Below are 21,252 nucleotides of genomic sequence, written 5' to 3' on the forward strand. Positions count from 1 at the left end.
GTTGCTGCCGGACGTGACGACATGGCAGCCGCCTGCGTTTGTCAGCGCGTCCTGCTCACTCTGAAACCCACAGGAAAAACCTATGCTCTCTGTTCTTTCGCCACAGGCGTGGCTGCTGGAAGCGGGACTGACCGCCCGCACCGGCGAACTGATCCGCCCGCATGCCACCACGCTGCGTATCCTGACCTCACCGCGTGCCTGGCAGGCGGTGGATCCGGCGCTGAGCCACAGCCTGGAACGCGCCGGGATAAGCTGGCAACTTGACTATCTTGACGGCGAGTGCAGCGACGGCGCCATTGCCGGGCTGCAGCAGCGCACGCTGGCGCAGGGGGCGCAGGGTATTCTGGCGATCGGCGGTGGCCGGGTGCTGGACTGCGGCAAAGCGGCCGCTGCCGCGTTGCCCGGCGTGGCGGTATTCTGCTTCGCCACCCAGGCTGCCACCTGCGCGGCCTGGTCGCCCTATGCGGTGATTTACCATCCGCACGGCGGCCATCAGAAAAGCGTGCTGCTGGAAAAGCTGCCGCTGCTGGCGCTGGCCGACAGCGAGGTGATCGCCCGCGCCGGGGTGCGCTATCTTGAGTCGGGGATCGTCGACGCGCTGGCTAAGTGGTATGAATTTGCCCCTTACCTGCGGCAGAACCCGCACCGGCTGGGGCTGGAGCTTAAGGTCGCGGCTGCCGCTCAGGCGCGGGACGCGCTGTTGCGCTGGGGGGAAGAGGGGGTGGCGGCGGTGTCACAGCAGCGGGTTAGCCTGGCGCTGGAAAAAACCATCGAAGCCAGTATTGTGCTGGCCGGGCTGGCGAACAGCATTCAGGATGCGCTGCCGACGGCGGGGGTGGCGCACGAAATCCACAACCGGCTGACCCATCAGCCGCAGCTGCACGGTCTGCTGCACGGTGAAGTGGTCGGCTACAGCCTGCTGATCCAGTCGCTGCTGGAGTATGATGGCGTGGCCGACCCGCAGTTACTGCAACTGCTGCAGCGCTTTAACAGCCCGCTGAGCCTGACCGCGCTGGGGCCTGAGCCGCAGGCAATTCTGCGGCAGATTGCCCGCGATATTCACGTCCCGCCTGCCAGCGCCGTCCATTTACCCTTCACTGTGACGGAGGAGAAGCTGTACCGGGCGCTGGCGAGTACGGTGGTGGCCTGAAAAACCTAGCGCACGCACTTCCCGCAGGCGCTGTCGTTAATCTGCTGGAAGAAGTCATTGCCCTTATCATCCACCAGAATAAACGCCGGGAAGTTCTCCACCTCGATTTTCCAGATCGCTTCCATACCCAGCTCCGGGTACTCCACGCACTCCAGGCTCTTGATGCTCTGCTGCGCCAGCACCGCCGCCGGGCCGCCGATGCTGCCGAGGTAGAAGCCGCCGTGTTTGTGGCAGGCGTCGGTGACCTGCTTACTGCGGTTGCCCTTGGCCAGCATAATCATGCTGCCGCCGTTGGCCTGCAGCTGGTCGACGTAGGAGTCCATGCGGCCAGCGGTGGTCGGGCCGAGGGAGCCTGATGCGTAGCCTTCCGGAGTTTTGGCCGGGCCGGCGTAGTAGATCGGGTGATCCTTGACGTACTGCGGCAGGCCTTCACCGCTGTCGATGCGCTCCTGCAGCTTAGCGTGGGCAATATCGCGCGCCACGATAATGGTGCCGCTCAGCGACAGGCGGGTGGAGACCGGGTGCTTCGTCAGCTCCGCCAGGATATCGCTCATCGGCCGGTTAAGGTCTACCTGCACCACGTCGCCTTCGCCCTGCTGGCGCAGCTCCAGCGGGATATACTGCCCCGGATTCTCTTCCAGCTTCTCGATCCAGATGCCGTCGCGGTTAATTTTCGCCTTGATATTACGGTCGGCCGAGCAGGAGACCGCCATGCCCACCGGGCAGGAGGCACCGTGGCGCGGCAGACGCACCACGCGGATATCGTGGGCAAAGTACTTGCCGCCGAACTGTGCGCCGAGGCCGAGCTGCTGCGCGGCCAGCAGCAGCTGCTGCTCCAGCTCCGTGTCGCGGAACGCCTGGCCGTGTTCGTTACCTTCGGTCGGCAGTTCGTCGTAGTAGTGGGTGGCGGCCAGCTTCACCGTTTTCAGCGTGCTGTCGGCGGAAGTGCCGCCAATCACAAAGGCGATATGATAGGGCGGGCAGGCGGCGGTGCCGAGGCTGCGCATCTTCTCGGTCAGGTACGCCAGCAGTTTACCGGGGCTGAGCAGCGCTTTGGTTTCCTGATACAGGTAGGTTTTATTGGCCGAGCCGCCGCCTTTGGCCATACAGAGGAATTTGTACTCTTCGCCATCGACGCTGTAGAGGTCGATCTGCGCCGGCAGGTTGGTGCCGGTATTCACTTCTTTGTACATATCCAGCGCGGCATTTTGCGAGTAGCGCAGGTTATCGGTCTGGTAGGTGTTATACACCCCCTGTGACAGCGCCGCTTCGTCGCCGCCGCCGGTCCACACCCGCTGGCCTTTCTTGCCGAGGATAATCGCGGTGCCGGTGTCCTGGCAGGTGGGCAGCACGCCTTTGGCGGCAATTTCGGAGTTACGCAGGAACTGCAGCGCCACGTACTTATCATTTTCGCTGGCTTCCGGGTCGGCCAGCACCGCGGCGACCTGGCGCTGATGGGAGGCGCGCAGCATAAACGAGGCATCGTGGAACGCCTGCTGCGCCAGCAGGGTCAGCGCCTGTGGTTCGACCTTCAGCACCGGCTGGCCGTCAAACTCGGCGACTGAGACGTGCTCTTTGCTCAGCAGATAGTATTCGGTTTTTTCTTTCGCGAGGGGAAACGGGTTTTGATAGTAAAACGCTTTGTTTGACATGGTTTGCTCACTTAATCAGCCGCAGCCGCACGGAGTCCGCTGCGGTTCAGGCTAAATGGAAATGCAGTTTATTTTTATGGTGCCGCCCCACGGGAGGGGCGGCGGGAAAGGATGATATAACACTAACGCAACATCTTCATCTCCGATTGGACGAATCAGAACATCAACACCATCCACGGGTAGCCAATCAGCATCAGCAGCACCAGGAACAGCAGGCCGAAGATGGTGCCCAGACGCCAGTAGTCTTTGGTTGGCAGATAGCCGCTGCCGTAGTAAATCGGGCTCGGGCCGGTGCCGTACGGGGTGATAATGCCCATCACGCCCAGTGAGGTACACATCATCAGGCAGAACACCGGCATATTGATGCCCGGGATGGCGGCGGCGATGGTCAGCATCGCCGGCAGCAGCGCGGTGGTATGCGCGGTGGTGCTGGCGAACAGGTAGTGCAGCAGGTAGAAGGCGATCATCAGCACCACCGCGGAGACCTGCGGGTCATAGCCCTGCAGCAGCTCGCCGCCCTCTTTGCCCAGCCAGGCGATAAAGCCAACGCGGGCCAGGCCATCCGCCAGCGCCACCAGGGTGGCGAACCAGGCGAAGGTGTTCCAGGCCGGTTTGTTGCTGGTAATGTCGTTCCAGCTCAGCACGCCGGTCCACAGCATCAGCACCACTACCAGCAGCGCGGCCATCGCCGGTTCAATCCACGCGGTAGCGAAGATCCACATCAGCAGCGCCGATACCACAAACACCAGCAGCAGGATCTCGTTGCGGCTCAGGCGGCCGAGTTTTTCCAGCTCGCTGACCGCCCAGCGTGGCACTTCGTCGTTGAACTTCACTTCCGGCGGGTAGAGCCAGTAAGCCAGCAGCGGCATGGTCAGCAGCAGCAGCAGGCCCAGCGGCAGGAAGGCGAGGAACCACATGCCCCAGGAGATATCAAAGCCGACCACGCTTTTCACCAGCGCCAGCGCCAGCAGGTTCGGGGCCAGCGCCGAGAGGAACATCGAGCTGGTGATACAGGCGGCGGTGATCGCTACCCACATCAGGTAAGAACCAATTTTACGGGCGCTCGGGTCGTTCGGTTTGGAACCGTACAGCGGCGGCAGGTTGGCGATAATCGGGTAGATGGTGCCGCCGCTGCGCGCGGTGTTCGACGGGGTGAACGGGGCCAGCAGCAGGTCGGCAAAGGTAATCGCGTAACCGAGCGTCAGGCTGCGGCGGCCGAGATATTTCACCAGAATCAGCGCCAGACGGCGGCCAAACTGGGTTTTATCGTAGCCGGCGGCGAACATAAAGGCACCGAAGATCAGCCACACCGTCGAGTTACCGAAGCCGCTCACCGCCCACTTAAACGCCTGGGTGGCGGTTTTGAACTTCGGATCGGCCAGCTCGGCCGGGCTGAACAGCAGCCACTGGCTGAACAGGGCGATAATCACCACCCCGGTCAGGCCGATCACCGCGCCGGGCAGCGGTTCAAAGATCAGCCCGACAATCACCCCAACGAAGATGGCGAAAAAGTGCCAGGCATAGGGTTCCAGCCCGGCGGGGACCGGCACCAGCAGCAGCAGTACCGCGACCAGTACCGGAAGGAACAGCATCAGCAGGTGTTTCTTTGCGCCCGGTGAGGCTTGCGCCTTGCGCGGGTCATTTATCACTGTTGTTTTCATAGTTTTTATCTGCACGTTGAGAAGAATCGTTTTGCGCCCCGGCATGACAGGTGCTTTTTGTAATCGTCCGGTTACTTAACCTGAGCATCTGCCTGGGTTATCGTTTGTGTCTTAGCACATCTGACGATATTGGCTTTATGTGAATATGATGCGACTTCCGTAAATAAGAAGTTTGATCTGGATCAATAAAAATCGGGCTGAGCTTTTATTTGCGTTAAATCGTCATCATTTAAATAGTAAGGATTTTCTTACAGTGAGATTTTGACCCACTTAACTGTAGTCGCCCTGCACGACAAGTCCAGTGCATGAATTTAACGTTATGATCACGAAGGGGTTATTTATCTTGTAAATGAAAAGTTGATTTTTGTCAATGCCTGGTTAACAATCAGTGTCTGGCGATCACCTTCCTTCTTCAATTAAATAACGTCCGTTTTTTAACGCAGCGAATTACTAAATTAATAGCAATTAAGCCATGTAAACGGGTATATTAATTCCATGTTGTCTGACCACTTGAAAAAGTTGGCGCTTGCAAAAGAATTCAAAACGTTTAATTTGGAGTTCACCTCATGAGTACGCTCACCCCAGTCCTGAACCCACTCACACTTCCTAACGGTGCCGTGCTGAAAAATCGCCTGCTGATGGCACCGATGACCACCTGTACCGGCTTTCACGATGGCTCGGTGACCCGCGAACTGGTTGACTACTATCGCGACCGCGCCGGCAGCATCGGCACGGTGATCGTCGAGTGCTGTTTTATCGATGCCAAAGGGCCGGCGTTCCCCGGCGCCATCGCCATCGACAGCGATAACAAAATTCCTGGCCTGGCGCGTATCGCCGAGGCGATCCAGTCGCGCGGCTCGAAGGCGATTCTGCAGATTTACCACGGCGGCCGCATGGTCGAGCCGGAGCTGATCGGCGGCCGCACGCCGGTGGCACCGAGCGCCATTGCCGCGCCGCGTGCCGGGGCCACCGTGCCCGCCGCGCTGAGCGGTGAAGAGGTCGAAGTGATGATCACCAAATTTGGTGATGCGGTAAACCGCGCCATTAAGGCCGGCTTCGACGGCGTGGAGATCCACGGCGCTAATACCTACCTGATCCAGCAGTTCTTCTCGCCGAACTCCAACCAGCGTGACGACCAGTGGGGCGGCAGCCGCGATAACCGCGCACGTTTCCCGCTGGCGGTGCTGGATATCACCCATAAAATGGCGCAACGCTTTGCCGACGCCGACTTTATTATCGGCTACCGCTTCTCGCCGGAAGAGATCGAGGTGCCGGGCATCCGCTTCGACGACACCCTGTTCCTGCTGGATAAGCTGGCTGAAAAGGGGCTGGACTACGTGCACTTCTCGGTCGGCCAGCTGCTGCGCCCGTCGATTGTCGATCGCGATGACCCTACGCCGCTGATCACCCGTTACCTGGCCGAGCGCTCGGCGCGGCTGGCGCAGGTGCCGGTGATCGGCGTGGGCGGGGTGATCAACAAGGCTGATGCCGAAAGTGCGCTGGAACACGGTTACGATCTGGTGGCGATCGGTAAAGCCTGTATCGCCTACCCGGACTGGGCCGACCGGATTATCAATAACGACCATCTGGAGCTGTTTATCGACAGCACCCGCCGTGAAGAGCTGAACATTCCCGAACCGCTGTGGCGCTTCTCGCTGGTCGATGCGATGATCCGCGACGTCAGCGTCGGTGGCCGTAAATACAAGGCCGGCGTCTATCAGGAGAAGGTGGAAGCCGAAGCGCTGAAGCTGAAAATCAACGTCACGCTGGATACTGACCGTATCACCGATATTACCCTGGTGCCGGACGACTCGCTGGACGTCGATTTTACCAGCACCTTCGAGAGCCTGCGTAACCGTATGCTGGTGGCCAACAGCCCGCACGTCGATGCGATTACCGGGGCGACCACCCAGAGCGAGGCGCTGAAAAAAGCCGTTTCCCGCGCGATGACCACCTCCAGCAAAGAGCACGTGATTGAAGAGGGCGGTAACCCGCAGGCGCCGCAGAACTACGATGTGGTGGTGATCGGCAGCGGCGGCGGCGGGCTGGCGGCGGCGATTCAGGCCAGCGACGCCGGGGCGCACGTGGTGATTATCGAGAAGATGCCGACCATCGGCGGTAACACCATTAAAGCCTCGGTGGGCATGAACGCGGCAGAAACCCGCTTCCAGAAGCTGAAAGGTATTGAGGACAGCAAAGAGCTGTTTTATGACGAGACGCTGAAGGGCGGCAAGTTTAAAAACAACCCGCAGCTGCTGCGCGAGTTCGTCAACCTGGCGCCGGAGGCCATTGAGTGGCTGGCGGGCAACGGCATCGAGCTGAACGATATTACCATTACCGGCGGCATGAGCATTGACCGCACCCACCGCCCGGCGGACCGTTCGGCGGTCGGCGGCTTCCTGATTAGCGGCCTGGTGAAGAACGTTAACCAGCGCAATATCGAGGTGCTGCTGGAGACCTCGGTCGAGGAGATCCTGACCGAGAACGGCGCGGTCTGCGGCGTGAAGGTGGTGGACGAATATAACGACAGCCGCATCCTGAATGCTAAAAGCGTGATTGTCGCCACCGGCGGCTTCAGCGCCAACCGTGAGATGGTGGTGAAGTACCGGCCAGAGCTGGACGGTTTTGTTACCACCAACCATAAAGGGGCGACCGGCAGCGGCATTGCCATGCTGCAGAAGATTGGCGCCGGCACCGTGGATATGGGCGAAATTCAGATCCACCCGACCGTTGAGCAGACCACCTCTTACCTCGTTTCTGAGGCGATTCGCGGCGGCGGAGCGATCCTGGTCAGCCAGGCCGGTCAGCGCTTCTGTAACGAAATGGAGACCCGCGATAAGGTATCGGCTGAGATTATCGCCCTGCCGGAGAAGAGCGCGTGGATCGTCTTTGACGACCAGGTGCGGCGCAACAATAAGGCCGCCGATGAGTATATCGCCAAAGGGTTTGTGATCTCCGCGCCAACGCCGCACGAGCTGGCGGTGAAGCTGAATATGGACAAGGCCAGCCTGCAGAGCACGCTGGAACGCTATAACGGCTTTGTTGAGCTGCAGAACGATGCAGACTTTGGCCGTACTACCGCGCTGCGCCACCCGCTGGATCAGGGCCCGTACCACGCCATCCGCATCGCCCCCGGCGTGCACCACACCATGGGCGGCGTGACCATTAATACCGATACCGCGGTGCTGGATGCACAGCAGCAGGTGATCCCGGGGGCCTGGGCCGCCGGTGAAGTGGTCGGCGGCATTCACGGCGCTAACCGCATCGGCGGAAACGCGGTGGCGGATATTATTATCTTCGGTATCCTCTCCGGGCGGAACGCGGCGGCGTTTGCCAGGCAGGGGGCGCAGGCTTAGTTGCTGAGTTGCTAACCCTGCTTAGTGAGTCTGGCGTGTGAGCGGGGCTGGCGGCATGAAGTAAACCGGTGCAACCCGTGCGCTTGTCTGAAGGAATGTGCACAGCATATTATCCTGACGCTAACGCCGCATACAGGCAGGGAGAACTCCCTGCCTTTTTTACTGGAGACGTGACAATGTCACAACCGGGATTCTACGCCTACCGGGCTGTCATGATGGGGTCGCCGATCCTGCTGAAGCTGCCGCAGCCGGACGAGCCGCTGGCCCGCAACGTTTTTCGGCTGATTAAACAGCAGGAGAACCTGCTGACCGTTAACCGTCCGCTGCCGGACACCGCTGCGGACCGCACCGCGCTGTCCCAGGTGATGGCGGTCAATCTGGCGGCCGGTCAGCACCCGGTGCAGGTCAGTCAGCCGGTGTTCAACCTGATCGCGCGGGCACATCAGGTCAGCGTGCTGCCCGGCAGCGCCTTTAACTTCGCCATCGGCCCGCTGGTCAAGCGCTGGAAAATCGGCTTTCAGGGCAACAGCGTGCCGCCGCAGGCCGACGTTACCGCGCTGCTGAAGCTGACGGATGCCCGTCAGGTGGTGCTTGATCCGGCCGCCCGCTCGGTGTTTCTGCCGCAGGCCGGGATGGAAATCGACCTCGGCGCAATTGCCAAAGGCTATATCGCCGACGTGGTGCGTGATTATCTGCGCCAGCAGGGCGTGGTGGATGCGCTGATCAATCTGGGCGGCAACGTGCAGACGCTGGGCAACAGTGCCGGGCAGCCGTGGGGGATTGGCCTGAGGCGGCCGTATGGCGGCGAAGGCGAACCGATCGGTGTAGTCTCGGTCAGCGGAAAATCGGTGGTGACCTCGGGTGTTTATGAACGCTATTTTGAGCTGAATGGCCGCCGCTATCACCATATCCTTGACCCGCAAAACGGTTATCCGCTGGATAACGAACTGCTCAGTGTGACGGTAATCTCAGACCAGTCGATCGACGGCGATATCTGGACCACGCTGCTGTATGGCATGGGCGTGGAGCAGGGTCTGAGATGTCTTAAAGATCAGCCGGAAATTGAGGCCATTTTCGTTACCCGCGATCGGCAGGTGATCTGCTCGTCGCAGCGTCAGTTCAGCTTCACCCTGCTGGACGCAGAGTGCTTCTCTGTTTCGCTATAACCGCTGATATAATCCTTAAGCCGCAGGACCGCTAAGCAAACGTTCTGTTTCAGCGTACTGAGAGTGCCGGTTTTTCAGCAATCACTTCTCGCCAAACATCGCCTGCAGCTGCTGTTCCGTCGGCATACCGACCACCTGCTGCAGCTCCTGCTTATCATTCATATAGTAGATAGCCGGGGTAGCGTTAGCGCCGGTTTCATCCATCAGCCGCTGGTGATACTGCAGGGCGTTGAAAATCGCCTTCGGCGTCTGTTCCGGGAACGGTGGCAGCGTTTTACCGTTGGAAAGCTCATAGTCGCTCCATGCCTTAGCCGGATCGGCGGCGTTCAGGATCGCGGTAGCGTGGGGGCCGCTTTGCGGATTCATCACCGCCACCAGCAGCGTATTCAGCTGTACCTTGCCGGATTTCAGCCACGGCTGGGCGGCGGCCCAGAACTGTTTACAGTACGGGCAGAACGGGTCGGCAAATACCACCACCTGGCGTTTTGCCGCCGGGTTACCTTCGCGGATCCCCGCCGTTGCGCTGAGTTTTTTCCACAGTTCACGCCCCTGAGGCACGTACAGCTCACGGGTAATCACCTGCTCACTGAGGTTACTACCCTCGGCATCGTACAGATAACCGGAAATGGCGTGCTGACCGTCCGGCGTCAGCCAGATATTCACCCCGGTCCCCTGATACTCACCGAGCCAGCTGCGCAGCCCGCCCGGTGTTTTGATCTCTTTAATAATGGTGATGCCCTGTTTCTCAATGTGCTGCACGGCCGGGGGCAGCGTTTCGCTGGCCCCGGCCATCAGCGGCAGAGCCGTGAGCAAAGTCAGATACCGGTAAGGCATAATTCACTCCGTTTGCCCGGCAGGCGCCTAACGCCTGCCGCTAAGATTATGATTTCGCGTTCTTCAGCGCTTCGCCAACCATCGCTTCAAACTGCTCATATGGCACCCAGCCGGAAAGCATCTGATCGCCAATCAGCGTGGCCGGTGTGCCCTGAATGCCCAGCTTTTCGGCCAGCGCCAGGCTCTGTTCAACGGTCTGCCTGCTCTGCTCATCGGCTTTGGTCAGGCTGACACCGGCTTTCTTCTTCGCCGCAGCGATGCTGGCGTCATCGTGGTAGCCGACCTTAGACATCAGCACCTTGTTAAACTTAAGGAACTGATCGGGCTGCTGTTTCCACAGCGTCAGCGCATCGCGTGCTGAGGTCAGCGAACTTTCCGAGCGGTAAGGCAGGAACTTGATCACCACGGCGACGTTGGGGTACTTCTCCACGATCTTTTCCATGTAGGGATCGAATTTTTTGCAGTACGGGCAGTTATAGTCGCTGAACACCACCAGCGTCAGGTCGGCTTTTTTTGCGCCGATGCGCGGTGAGTTGGCATCGTTATACAGGGCGTCATGGTTCTCCTGCAGCGTTTTGCGGAACTGTGCATCACTGGCTGCCGTGTTCTGCTGATTCAGTTTTTCCGCCACCTGCGCCAGAATTTGCGGGTTGGCGAGCAGGGTTTCCTGCACCAGCGCCTGAATACGCGCTTCCTGTTCCGCGGTGAAGGGGGCCGCCGCCTGCAGTGAGGCGGAGAAAAGCAGCGTGGCAAGGATAAGTTTTTTCATCATTAATTGCTCTTGTTTAGTGCATCAAGCAAACCGGAGGTATCCAGCAGCGTGGGTAGGGTATGGCCGCGATCGTCGCCGGGCTGATACACCTGATTAAATGGAATAGCGTAAGCGTTACGCTTTTGCAAAAAGTCGCTGATGGCCTGCGAAGGCTGGCTCCAGTCACCGCGCAGCGCCACTACGTCGGGCTGATTCAGTGCCTCGATCACTTCAGGACGCTTCAGAACGCGCAGTTCGTTAACCTTACAGGTGATGCACCAGTCCGCTGATACATCGACAAACACTTTTTTATTGGCGGCCAGTGCCTGGCTCAGCGCCTCTTCACTCAGTGGCTGCCAGTTGATGGCGGCGCTGCGGCTGGTTTTTTCATTCACATAGGTCGGATCGACCAGCGCATGGATCTGCCAGCCACCGGCGGCGGCCAGCACGGCGGTGAGCAGCAGGGCACCACGATGCGTTTTATCTTGGGTTTTCAGTAAGGCTTCCAGCGTCACCCAGACCATCACCAGCGAAATCACCGCGACCACCGTTGGTCCTGTATGGCTGCTCAGCAGCGTAACCAGCCACAGGCTGGAGCCGAACATCATCAGTCCCAGCAGCACTTTCAGCGTATTCATCCAGCGACCAGGCTTAGGCAGCCACAGCGCCACGCGTGGAACGAGGGCTACCAGCAGCCACGGCAGGCTCATACCCAGCCCCAGCGTCAGGAAAATCAGCCACATCTCAGGCAGTGAGGCCGAGAACGCCCAGGCGACGGCGGTACCGAGGAACGGCGCGGAGCACGGGGTTGCCATCAGCGTGGCGAATGCTCCTTCATAGAAGCTGCCGGACAGCGAGTTGCCACCGGCCGTCGCCAGCCGGTTGTTCAGCGCGGACGGTAACAGCAGCTGTACCAGCCCCAGCAGGTTGAGCGCAAACAGGAACGAAACGACAACGAGGAAGCCGATAAACCACGGGTTCTGGAACTGGGTGCCCCAGCCCGGCGTGATGCCGCTCAGCTTCAGCGCGGTGACCAGCGCGGCCAGTACGGCAAACGAGGTCAGGATCCCGGCGGTGGTCAGCAGGAAGCGCAGGCGGATGCGCTGACGATCGGCACCGGCGCTCAGCACCGAACCGAGCTTCATACCCATCACCGGCAGCACGCACGGCATCAGGTTGAGGATCAACCCCCCGGCCAGCGCCATAAGCAGCATGGCCCAGAGTGAACCGGCGGCGGCGGGCTGCGTTCCGGCAGTCGCGTCACCCTGGTTAATCGTCGCCGTTACGTACTGTGCTTTGTCGCCGTCGGCAATCACCATTGAGAGCGGTTCACCGCTCAGGTTGCCTGCTCCTTCGCCCCATTCGTCGGTGACCGGCACCTTCACGGTCAGCTCGCTGCCGTTTACCTCAAGCGTGGGTTCACCTGGCGTAACGCCGTTGCTTAACGGATCAAAATAGACCGACGGCAGCTGCCAGTTGTCGGACTTACGGGCGGTGATCAGCAGCTGGTCGCCCTGCTGGCGCGCGCTGACTTCCTGAGTTACCCCGTCCTGAGCAGGGATGGTTGCCATGGCGTCGCTGAATGCGCGATCAAACTGCGCGTCGCCCCCCTGGTTGAGATCGAGGGTAAACGGATAGTCGGTGAGCACGCAAACGTTACTGCAGGTAGACAGCGTCAGGGTGCCGGACAGCGGTGCGGTCCCACTGTGCTCAATAACCAGCGGGATCGTTACCTGCCGGTCATAGCCCTGGGTGCTGATCCCAGAGATATCGAAACGTTGCGGGGTTGGCCAGAACCACTGCGCGCGGGTGTCGCCGCTCCACTTAATTGCCGGCGCAACGCCGCCCGCGCCGGGTGAACGCCAGTAGGTTTTCCAGCCGGGGGCCAGTTCAACCTGCAGCAGTGCGTTAACGCTGTTCTGATTCTGTTCCGCGCTGATACGAACGCGGGCGTGAGTATTTTGTGGGGTCTGCATCCAGCCTGTGTCTGCCGCCTGCGCAATACCGGCGCACAGCAGCAACAGGAGGAATACACCCCTGATGGTAGCTAACATTCTATTTTCTCCAGTGAAATTTTTTGACCTTAAATGAAATAAAGGCCGTTATTTATTCATGGAAAACGCAGTTTTGCAGATGGATTCGGGATCGGGGAAGAGGGTCGGGTTTGTCCCGCCAGATTTCGAGCCGCAGTTCGCTGAACACGGCGAGCAGCAGCAGGAAGGAGATCAGTACGGGGATCGCGCTATCGAAGAACAGCGGTTGTGCGCCCAACAGCGACTGGGCGCTGAGCTCACAAGGTTTACCACTCACGGTGAGATCCTGCTGCACCGACGCCCCGGTGGCTGACACAGCCGACAGGGTTTGCGCCTGCGGCGACGTTTCAACGGGTGCATCACGCAGCAGCCACGACCGCTGGATCAGGCACAGGGCCATGATCAGGCAGGTAATCAGCAGAAGCCATCTGGCGTGAGTGTGTCGCGTGCGCATTAAGAATCTCATTAAGTCAGTGCGCGCTATGATAAGGATTAACCGCCTGGAAACAAGTTATTCTTTGTAAAGTAGTGTCGGAGGAATAATCCAACCCATATCACAAAAACAGCCCAATTATTTTTACTTTGTTTCCTTGGTTAACTATGTTGAACGCCGGTGATTCAGGCGCTACGCGCAATAACAGGGAAACGGGAAAGTGATGGCGAAGAAGCAGACAGTAACAATGAAGATAACCTTGCTGGCCGCGCTGTGCGGCACGCTGGTGGCGGCGATGCCGGTCACCGTGCAGGCGGAAACGACGATCCAGACGCTGGCCGGCAAGGTGCTGCCGTACCAGCAGAAACCACGCGTCTTTGTGCTGACCGATATCGGTAACGAGCCGGACGACCAGATGTCGCTGACCCGTTTCCTGCTCTACGCCAACGAGATGCAGGTGGAAGGGCTGGTGGCCACCACCAGCACCTGGCAGAAGGAAAAAGTGCACACCGATATGATTAAGCTGGTGGTCGGGCACTATGGCGAAGTGCAGCCGAACCTGCTGAAACACGCGCCGGGTTATCCGGCGGTGGCGCAGTTGCAGACGTTGATCGCCCCCGGGCAGGCCAGCTACGGCATGGCCGCAACCGGTGCGGGTAAAAGCACCGACGGTTCCGCGCTGCTGCTGAAGGCCATTGAGCGCAGCACGGATAGCGCCCGACCGCTGTTTATCAACCTGTGGGGCGGGGCCAATACTCTGGCGCAGGCGTTGCAGGATCTGTCGCAGCAGCAGACGGCGGAGCAGGTGCGCGCGCTGACCCGCAACCTGATCGTTTACTCCATCTCCGACCAGGACGATGCGGGCAGCTGGGTGCGGGAACACTACCCGGAGATAACCTATATCGTCGACCCGTCCAGCCAGAGCGGTGAGGACTATGCGCGTGCCACCTGGACCGGGATCAGCGGCGATATGTACTACCGCAACGGCAGTGGCGCTGATTTCACCACCGTGTCGCAGCACTGGCTGGATCAGCACATCCGCAGCCAGGGGCCGATGGGCAAAGGCTATCTGAAGTATATGTTTATTATGGAAGGCGATACCCCGGCATTTCTCGGCCTGATCCGTAACGGCCTGAACAGCGAGCAGAACCCCGGCTGGGGCGGGTGGGGCGGGCGTTATATCGTGCGCCAGCCGCTGCATGAATCCCGGCCAGTCTGGACCAGCGGCGGCGATTTCTATCCCGGCAGCCCGAACGGTGCGGATACGGTGACCGGCGCTGACGGAAAAACGGTAACCTCTAACCAGGCAACGATCTGGCGCTGGCGTGAGGCGTTCCAGCATGATTTCGCGGCGCGTATGCAGTGGGGGATCAAGCCGTTTGAGCAGGCTAACCATAATCCGCAGGTGGTGGTCAACGGCGACAGCAGTCAGCAGGTGCTGAGGCTGACGGCGAAGGCCGGTGACGTGATGACGCTGAATGCGGCAGGCAGTAAAGATCCTGACGGCGATAAACTCAGCTACAACTGGTTCCGCTACCCGGAAGCCACCTCAGCGATTTCAACGCCGGTGGCGCTGGATGCGTTGCAGGGCACCATGGGTGAAGACCGGCTGAACGCGCCTGCGGTGCTGTCGCTGGGTAACAACGGCGGTGAACAGGCTGAGGTGAAAGCGCTGCGTCCGGGCACGGAGCATCTAATCCTCGCGGTAACCGATAACGGCAAACCGTCGCTGACCTCATACCGGCGGATAATTGTGACGGTGAAGTAATTGCCTGCCCGGCCAGATTGCCTCACCACTCCGCGCAATTTCTCTGAGTGACCAAAAGCCAGCCGCCTGTCGCAGTGCTATGATTAGCGGGATCAAAGCAACCGGACAGGCTAAGGCACTTTTACGTGGATTATAAGAAGCAGATCCTCAACATCCTGCACAGCGAAAACGCTTCACGGGCGGAGATGACCCGGCGGCTTGGCGTGACCAAAGCTTACATTACCAAGCTGACCGCACAGCTGCTGGCCGACGGGCTGATTGAGGAGCGGGAAATGGCCGACGTGACCTTTGGCCGCCCGCAGCAGAGGCTGGCGGTGAAGTCCGGCAGCCTGTTCAGTATTAACATTATGCTGCGCAAGAGTAGCCTGCAGGCCACGCTTAACGATTATCAGACCCAGGCCGCCCCCCTCGCCAGCCATCAGATACTGCTGCCCGCGCGGCTGGCCCCCGATGAGCTGGTGGCCTTTACCGAAGCGACCATTGCCGCGCTCTGTGCCGTCCCCCGCGTGGCACGCTCGCGGGTCAGAGTGGTAAGCCTGGCGCTGCAGGGCGGAATTGAGCAGGACACCGGCGTGGTGCGCTACTGTCCGCTGTTTCGCGAAACCCACGTGAACCTCAGGGCGCTGATTGAGGCGGCCACCGGGATTGTCACCCGTATCTACAATATCGCCCACTGTACCAACTCGCTGCTGGCGAAGCGTTCACAGGGGGAGTCTTACGTCGCCTTTATGCCGGGTTTCGGCAGTCTCGGCTATGGCTACAGCACCCACGGCGTGCCTGGGCTCGGGGAGAACGGTTTTTACCCGGAGATTGTGCACCTGCCCTGGCCGGGGGGGATCGAGCAGGCGTTTAACGTCACCGGGGACGATCGCGCCGCCGGCGTGCAGCGCACTGCCGAAGCGCTGTTTTTCGCCATCTGTTGTACGGCACCGATCCACAATATCCGCCTGGTGATTGCCACCGGTGAGCTGTTTGAGGATTACGGTGATGCGATTCTGCCGCTGACCCGGCAGATGCTGGACGCCAGCCCGAACCCGCACATCCGTGAAATCCGCATTCGACACGCTAAAACCGGCTATCACTATGGGGTAACCGGGCTGGTTCAGCTCAGTGCAGAAGCGATAACGGAGCTGCTGTAGTAAGTAAGGGCACCGCTGTATGTCCTGGTGCCGGGTTCGGAACGCCGGGACGCCGTAAATACATCCGTGTAGGCTCGGATGCCGCGTCCTGCGGCATACGCCCGGCTAACCTGTTCACCAACGGCCTCCCTTGCTGGCATTTGCGTTGCTGTATTAAGGGCATCGCTTTTTGTCTGGGTGCCGGGTTCGGCCGTTGGTGACAGAACGCCGGGACGCCGTAAATACGTCCGTGTAGGCTCGGATGCCGCGTCCTGCGGCATACGCCCGGCTAACCTGTTCACCAACGGCCTCCCTTGCTGGCATCCGCATTGCTGTTAAGGGCGGAGTTTTGTACTCAGTGAGATAGTCATGCGATCGTGTTGCAGTCAGTGGTGGATTTCATATGCTGATTGCTGGATCCAATACAGAGGTTTTAAAGCAGCGACACAACAGTTAAAAGGCAATCGGGGGGGACATCCGGATAAGCGGACCGTCGGAGCACAGGGATGTGCGACGCCGAGCGTACAGCTACCGTCTTGAACGTCAACCCACTGCACCATAATTTTCATCGTAGCAGCGTTGATGTTTCAGCACCCCAAAGCACTCATGAACCAGCTTTCGCATCACCGCTCCGAGCGCCGACATCTTACATTTGCCCCCTGCCTGCAGCCGTTCGTAGAGGGCCTTCATTGGCTTGTTATACTTCACCGCAACCAGTGCGCCGATAAACAGTTTTGCCCGCAGGTGTGCGGGGCCGTTTTTCGACAGCCGGGCGCGATAGTGTACCGAGGTGCCTGAACGCTTCTCCTTAGGTACAAGGCCAAACCAGGCCGCGGCCTGTTGGGCACTCTCAAAGTCGTGGCTTTTCAGGGCGACCAGCATGTTCGGACCGATCTGACGCCCCACGCCTTTGATGGACGTGAGCAGATCCAGGTCACGCTTAAGGCCGGGATACCTGTTGATATGTTCATCAATGAGTTTTTCCACCGCGTTAAGTTCGCCGTACAACACGGCTATCATCTTACGAACGGAGGTTTCAACCAGAGGAGAAGGGCGCGTTGACAGGATTTTTTCCAGCCGGTTGTCTTCCCGCATCGCATCCTTAAGCAGAGCATCCCGCCTGCTCAGTAGCGCCTTCAGCTCACTGATTTCTTTAGGAGGTGCCTTCCACGCTTCGGGCTTTCTCAGCTCACCGTAGCAGGCAAGAACAAACGCATCCACCCGGTCCGTTTTCGTCAGGATCCCCATGCCGTTAGCAAAGTTCCTCACGCGGGCCGGATTAGCGATAACCACTCTGACGCCCTGGTCGTAAAGGCCAAAGGCCAGATGTTCGTGATAGGTGCCCGTGGGTTCCAGAACGACCTGCAGGTCGGCCACGTTCACTTTCCTGGCCACAACCCATTCAAGAACGGCCGCTGCAACCCGTGGACCATTGCTCAGTACTTTCGTTTTCTTCCTGCCGTCGGGACCGTCGGGAAGCAGGCAGAGGTCGATTTTACTTTTTCCAACGTCAATACCTAACTGGATCATCATGCATCTCCTTTCACATATAACCATCACGCCCATTATCCTTGTGCATGCGGAGTCAGTGCTCCCGGCAGCCGTTCAAAGTCTGTTCTGGCGTGAAAGGCGAAACAGGGGATTTAGGCTGTACGACAAGGTCATAACCTTATGGATGTATCAAATTCACCCTGTTTCAGATGGTGGTAGCTAACCACCACCCACTACAAGATTCAAGATACAAGGGACGTATTTACAGCGTGTCCGCGTTCCGGATGTCCCCCCCGATAAGCCAGGCGCAGACTCCGAAGCGACACCCCAGCGACACCATGGCCAGCCCGAGCCCCCGATAAGCCTGGCGCAGAGGTAATGCTCAACATCCTGCCGGGGTGGGGCATTAGCGGATTTGTGCCAGGCTTACGGAGGCACTGAACAGACAGCAGCACATTAACGGTATGGACGAAAGGAGCCTGGGCATGAAGGCGTTTGATTACCAGCAGGACTTTAAACAGATCGACTTCCGCAGGGATCCGCAACGCTATCAGGTCGGGCGCGGCGAACAGGGGGTTTTAATGGTCGAACCCTATAAAAGTGAGATCCTGCCTTACTGGCGTTTTAAGGATGTCGCAGCAGCCGAACAGTCGTCGAAAAAAATCATGCAGCTGTTCGAACAGTATCGTGAGCAGGATGATTTCGTCGGCATGGATATGGCTCGCAAATTTATTCAGATGGGCTACACCCGCGCCCGCCGTTATGCCAATCATCCGGGCGGGCGCAAGTACGATGCGGATAAGAAGATCCTGCCTTATCAACTCAATGAAGAGAAGGCAGCCGCTGCCGCGGTGTTTAAGGCCTGCTGGGACAGGCTACGCGAGGATAAGGACTATCTGGCGCGGAAGAAAAAACACCAGCAAAAGTACGGCTGAACCACCTACTGCCGCTGACTGAGCCGTACAACACGCGTTGACCCCTTTGATTCGATGCGCTTGATGGCAAACGGCAGTGGCATCCGCAGGCGGTTGCGTGATTTTCGGGCACCCTACGGATGTTGTGCTCTGAAAGCGGCGGGCACCGTATCAACCCTGTGGGGACTGTGTACCTGATACCCGGCTGCGGGCGCGAGGGATGAACAGCCCGCGCCCGCCAGTTAACCTGTCGTCAGGCCGCCTGCACCTTTTTCGCCGAGCCCGAGCAGAACAGCGCCAGCAGCACCATCACCAGCACCGGCAGCATCGCCAGACGCAGGCCGGCGTGCTCGCCGAGGAAGCCGAGGAACGGCGGGCCAACGAGGAAGGCGAAGTAGCCCAGGGTGGCGGCAATGGTCACCCGCACCGCGCTGTTGCCGCCTTCTGCGGCGGCGGAAACGGTCAGCGGGAAGCCGAGCGACGCACCTATGCCCCAGAACAGCACCGCCGCACCGACCAGCCACGGCTGGTCAACGAAGATCACAATAACCAGCCCAACCGCCGCTGACACCGCGCTGGCGCGCAGCATCCATACGCGGCCAAGCCGGTCGACCAGATAACCACCGAGAAAACGCCCGGCGGTCATCCCGGCGGTGAAGCCGACGTAAACCAGGGTGCTGGCGGTGTGGCCGAGATTATGGCCGTCGATCATAATCAGCGGCAGCCAGTCGTTGGCCGAACCTTCGGCCAGCGCCATCGCGAGGATTACCACGCCGAGGATCAACAGCTGACGGTCGCGCAGCTCGCGCATCACCTGAGCGGTGAAGCTGCCGGTCGGCGGATTGTCGGCGTGCGCCTGGGCGCTGGCGGTCGGGAAGTGGCGCAGCACGATGGCGGTCATGGCGACGATCACCGCCAGCACGCCGGTGAAATGATACAGGGTTGAGATATCCAGCGCGGTCATCGCCATGCCCGCCAGCGCGCCGACCAGCGTGCCGAGGCTGAAGAAGCCGTGGATGACGGTCATGATCGACTTACTCAGCGTCTGCTCAAACGCCGCACCTTCAACGTTGACCACGATATCGACCATGCCGGTGCCGGCGCCGAGCAACATCAGGCTGATAAAGGTCAGCGCCCGGCTCTGCTCTTCAAGACCGAGCATCAGGGTAACGACGCCCGCCAGCAGCACCAGAATGCCGTATAAAATGGTGCGCCGTGCGCCAATCCAGGCGATCAGCTTACCGGTGATAAACACGCCGAACATTGAACCGCAGGAGAAACCAAACAGGATCATCCCCATCATCTCGGTGGTGGCGCTGAGCGAGTCGCGCATCACCGGCGTGCGGCTGACCCATGAAGCCCAGGTGAAGCCAGGCAGAAACATCAGGGCGTAGATCGCGAACTTCTGGCGGGTTTGCTGCGTTAACATCGTTTCCTCTGCTTCGGGTTTGCGTGCGCAAGAGCATGACAGGAATATTGAGCACAGTGAAAATGTTTTTTGCTACCCGCTGACGTCAACGGCTCAGGCACAGCGAAAGGCAAGATCCGCTGCGGTGGCAGGAGAGCAGTAGCACAAATTGAAAGCCTAATCACTAGCCGAAATCACGATGACAATTTAACCACCAGGCGGGTACAGGATAGCCGATGCTACTCCAACGATCTCAACCAGGCAGAGTGTGGGGGGGCCGTGCACCCTGGCGGAGTTGCCAGGGTGTGGCGGATTTACTGGCCGGGTTTCAGACGGTGCAGGTTCCACAATGGAGCAAACTGTTTCTGTGTATAGCTGAGCCACTCTGTCGGTGTGGTTTTCGTCGAGCGTTCACGGATTGCCGTGCCACCGGCTGGGTCATTATAAAAGATGAACAGCGGCACCTCTTCGCTGCTCAGACACCAGCCCACTCCGGAGACCGGATTTTCAAACAGAGCCTGCTGATCCGCACAATATTTTTTCAGCTTAGTAAACACGGTGCCGTCAGAGTGCAGGGTGGCATAGGGCCAGGAACTGACCATCCCCCCGGCGAGAGCCGGATAGCGGGTTTCTATATAATTGATCACCCCGTCCTGCGGCGGTTCCCCCATGCGCAGTTTTCCATCGGCTGAACAGCCCGCTAACACCGGTAGCAGCAGCGTTAACAGTGTGGCAAAACCCTTGTTTTTATTGTTCATTGTGCAGATTCCAGAAGCTGGAATAGGTTTCTTTAGTGTATTTCAGCCACCACGCATCGCTGACGCCGGTCCCTTTTTCTGACACCGAGAAGGTGCCAACATCGTAGTCATAACGATCGTAACCAATTATAAATAGAGGAATATTTTGCGGGCTCATACACCAGCCAGCCAGGCTGCTCAACTGCTCATACTGACCACCGATTTTTACACAATATTCTTTGAGCTCCATAAAATGGACTGGTGAGGTATGCAGCGTCACCTCCCCGCCATGTTCATGGACATAACGGGTGCTGTCGCGGTGCTGTGTTTCCATCATATCAATGACGCCGCCTGGGCGTGGCGTGCCCTGACGGATAGTCAGACAGGAGGTCAGGCAGAGTGTTAAAGCAATACAGGATACTGAAGAGGCAAGATGCCGGGTAAATTTCATGAACTTTCCATAGCCCTAAAATTAACAGGATTAAATGTGAGGTTTAAATTAATAAAAAAAAACTGAGCGGGGAGGCGAATTCAAAAGGCAGTCTGATAACTTCTCCATGAGAATGAGACGCATCCTTGCTACTGGCATATATATCATGCAATAAGAGTAATCTCAATAATGCACAGTAACTCAGATCGCGGCCTGATCTAACACAGCACAGAATCTGCAGCAAAGACTCAGCGAGCACACTAACGGATGGAGCTCCATGAAGGTTGCTAACTGTGCAATCTGTGAGGGGATGAGATGGTCTGCCGCTGCGAGGTAATTTGTCGCCATCT

16 protein-coding genes are annotated in these 21,252 nt (G+C 59.0%); 6 read left to right on the top strand and 10 right to left on the bottom strand.

Going from position 1 to position 21,252, the window contains the following annotated elements; translation table 11 throughout:
* Positions 1 to 82 precede the first annotated feature (82 nt).
* Complete coding sequence (locus tag GKQ23_RS10245; protein WP_212410795.1) at positions 83 to 1,150, top strand: iron-containing alcohol dehydrogenase family protein; 1,068 nt, start codon at positions 83 to 85, stop codon at positions 1,148 to 1,150.
* A gap of 5 nt (positions 1,151 to 1,155) precedes the next feature.
* Here the strand turns inward: GKQ23_RS10245 and fumA are convergent, their stop codons facing one another.
* Both fumA and GKQ23_RS10255 read right to left on the bottom strand, forming a co-directional pair.
* A complete protein-coding gene (gene fumA, locus GKQ23_RS10250) occupies positions 1,156 to 2,802 on the bottom strand; it encodes a class I fumarate hydratase FumA (protein ID WP_056234341.1) in 1,647 nt (548 codons plus the stop codon).
* 155 nt (positions 2,803 to 2,957) lie between these two features.
* The gene (locus GKQ23_RS10255) at positions 2,958 to 4,463 is read right to left on the bottom strand and encodes a DASS family sodium-coupled anion symporter (protein WP_212410797.1); all 1,506 of its coding nucleotides are present in this window, start codon (positions 4,461 to 4,463) and stop codon (positions 2,958 to 2,960) included.
* Between the two features lie 566 nt (positions 4,464 to 5,029).
* Here GKQ23_RS10255 and GKQ23_RS10260 point away from each other — a divergent pair.
* Together GKQ23_RS10260 and GKQ23_RS10265 are read left to right on the top strand one after the other, a co-directional pair.
* A complete protein-coding gene (locus GKQ23_RS10260; protein ID WP_056234345.1) occupies positions 5,030 to 7,819 on the top strand; it encodes a flavocytochrome c in 2,790 nt (929 codons plus the stop codon).
* A 176-nt stretch (positions 7,820 to 7,995) separates the two neighbouring features.
* A complete protein-coding gene (locus tag GKQ23_RS10265; protein WP_212410799.1) occupies positions 7,996 to 8,985 on the top strand; it encodes an FAD:protein FMN transferase in 990 nt (329 codons plus the stop codon).
* 81 nt (positions 8,986 to 9,066) lie between these two features.
* On the opposite strand, the gene dsbG is transcribed toward GKQ23_RS10265, so the two are convergent.
* Genes dsbG through GKQ23_RS10285 form a run of 4 tightly spaced genes read right to left on the bottom strand, consistent with a single transcriptional unit; the run spans position 9,067 to position 13,003 of the window.
* Positions 9,067 to 9,819: a thiol:disulfide interchange protein DsbG gene (dsbG, locus tag GKQ23_RS10270; RefSeq protein ID WP_212410801.1), complete on the bottom strand. Its 753-nt coding sequence runs from the start codon at positions 9,817 to 9,819 to the stop codon at positions 9,067 to 9,069.
* Positions 9,820 to 9,865: 46 nt separating this feature from the next.
* Positions 9,866 to 10,588: a DsbA family protein gene (locus tag GKQ23_RS10275; RefSeq protein WP_056234353.1), complete on the bottom strand. Its 723-nt coding sequence runs from the start codon at positions 10,586 to 10,588 to the stop codon at positions 9,866 to 9,868.
* Between the two features lie 2 nt (positions 10,589 to 10,590).
* Positions 10,591 to 12,624: a protein-disulfide reductase DsbD gene (locus GKQ23_RS10280; protein ID WP_212410803.1), complete on the bottom strand. Its 2,034-nt coding sequence runs from the start codon at positions 12,622 to 12,624 to the stop codon at positions 10,591 to 10,593.
* 52 nt (positions 12,625 to 12,676) lie between these two features.
* Positions 12,677 to 13,003: a hypothetical protein gene (locus GKQ23_RS10285; protein ID WP_158239907.1), complete on the bottom strand. Its 327-nt coding sequence runs from the start codon at positions 13,001 to 13,003 to the stop codon at positions 12,677 to 12,679.
* A gap of 280 nt (positions 13,004 to 13,283) precedes the next feature.
* Between GKQ23_RS10285 and GKQ23_RS10290 the strand changes: the two genes are divergently transcribed.
* Both GKQ23_RS10290 and GKQ23_RS10295 read left to right on the top strand, forming a co-directional pair.
* A complete protein-coding gene (locus GKQ23_RS10290) occupies positions 13,284 to 14,804 on the top strand; it encodes a DUF1593 domain-containing protein (RefSeq protein ID WP_212410805.1) in 1,521 nt (506 codons plus the stop codon).
* A gap of 125 nt (positions 14,805 to 14,929) precedes the next feature.
* Positions 14,930 to 15,943 carry a helix-turn-helix domain-containing protein gene (locus GKQ23_RS10295; RefSeq protein WP_212410807.1) on the top strand — a complete coding sequence of 338 codons (1,014 nt, stop codon included), beginning with the start codon at positions 14,930 to 14,932 and terminating at the stop codon, positions 15,941 to 15,943.
* A gap of 522 nt (positions 15,944 to 16,465) precedes the next feature.
* Here GKQ23_RS10295 and GKQ23_RS10300 read toward each other — a convergent pair.
* Complete coding sequence (locus GKQ23_RS10300) at positions 16,466 to 17,452, bottom strand: IS110 family transposase (protein ID WP_212411737.1); 987 nt, start codon at positions 17,450 to 17,452, stop codon at positions 16,466 to 16,468.
* A gap of 446 nt (positions 17,453 to 17,898) precedes the next feature.
* Between GKQ23_RS10300 and GKQ23_RS10305 the strand changes: the two genes are divergently transcribed.
* Positions 17,899 to 18,348: a DUF4385 domain-containing protein gene (locus tag GKQ23_RS10305; protein WP_056234371.1), complete on the top strand. Its 450-nt coding sequence runs from the start codon at positions 17,899 to 17,901 to the stop codon at positions 18,346 to 18,348.
* 232 nt (positions 18,349 to 18,580) lie between these two features.
* Here the strand turns inward: GKQ23_RS10305 and GKQ23_RS10310 are convergent, their stop codons facing one another.
* The 3 genes from GKQ23_RS10310 to GKQ23_RS10320 all read right to left on the bottom strand — a co-directional run bounded on the left by GKQ23_RS10310 (position 18,581) and on the right by GKQ23_RS10320 (position 20,923).
* On the bottom strand, positions 18,581 to 19,756 hold the full coding sequence (locus GKQ23_RS10310) for an MFS transporter (protein ID WP_212410809.1): 1,176 nt from the start codon (positions 19,754 to 19,756) through the stop codon (positions 18,581 to 18,583).
* Between the two features lie 293 nt (positions 19,757 to 20,049).
* On the bottom strand, positions 20,050 to 20,493 hold the full coding sequence (locus tag GKQ23_RS10315; protein WP_212410811.1) for a hypothetical protein: 444 nt from the start codon (positions 20,491 to 20,493) through the stop codon (positions 20,050 to 20,052).
* Entirely contained in the window at positions 20,483 to 20,923 is a 441-nt protein-coding gene (locus GKQ23_RS10320; RefSeq protein WP_212410813.1) for a hypothetical protein, read from the bottom strand. The genes GKQ23_RS10315 and GKQ23_RS10320 overlap by 11 nt, the downstream gene beginning before the upstream one ends.
* Positions 20,924 to 21,252 lie beyond the last annotated feature (329 nt).

This window comes from Erwinia sp. E602 (assembly GCF_018141005.1).
Taxonomy (GTDB): domain Bacteria; phylum Pseudomonadota; class Gammaproteobacteria; order Enterobacterales; family Enterobacteriaceae; genus Erwinia.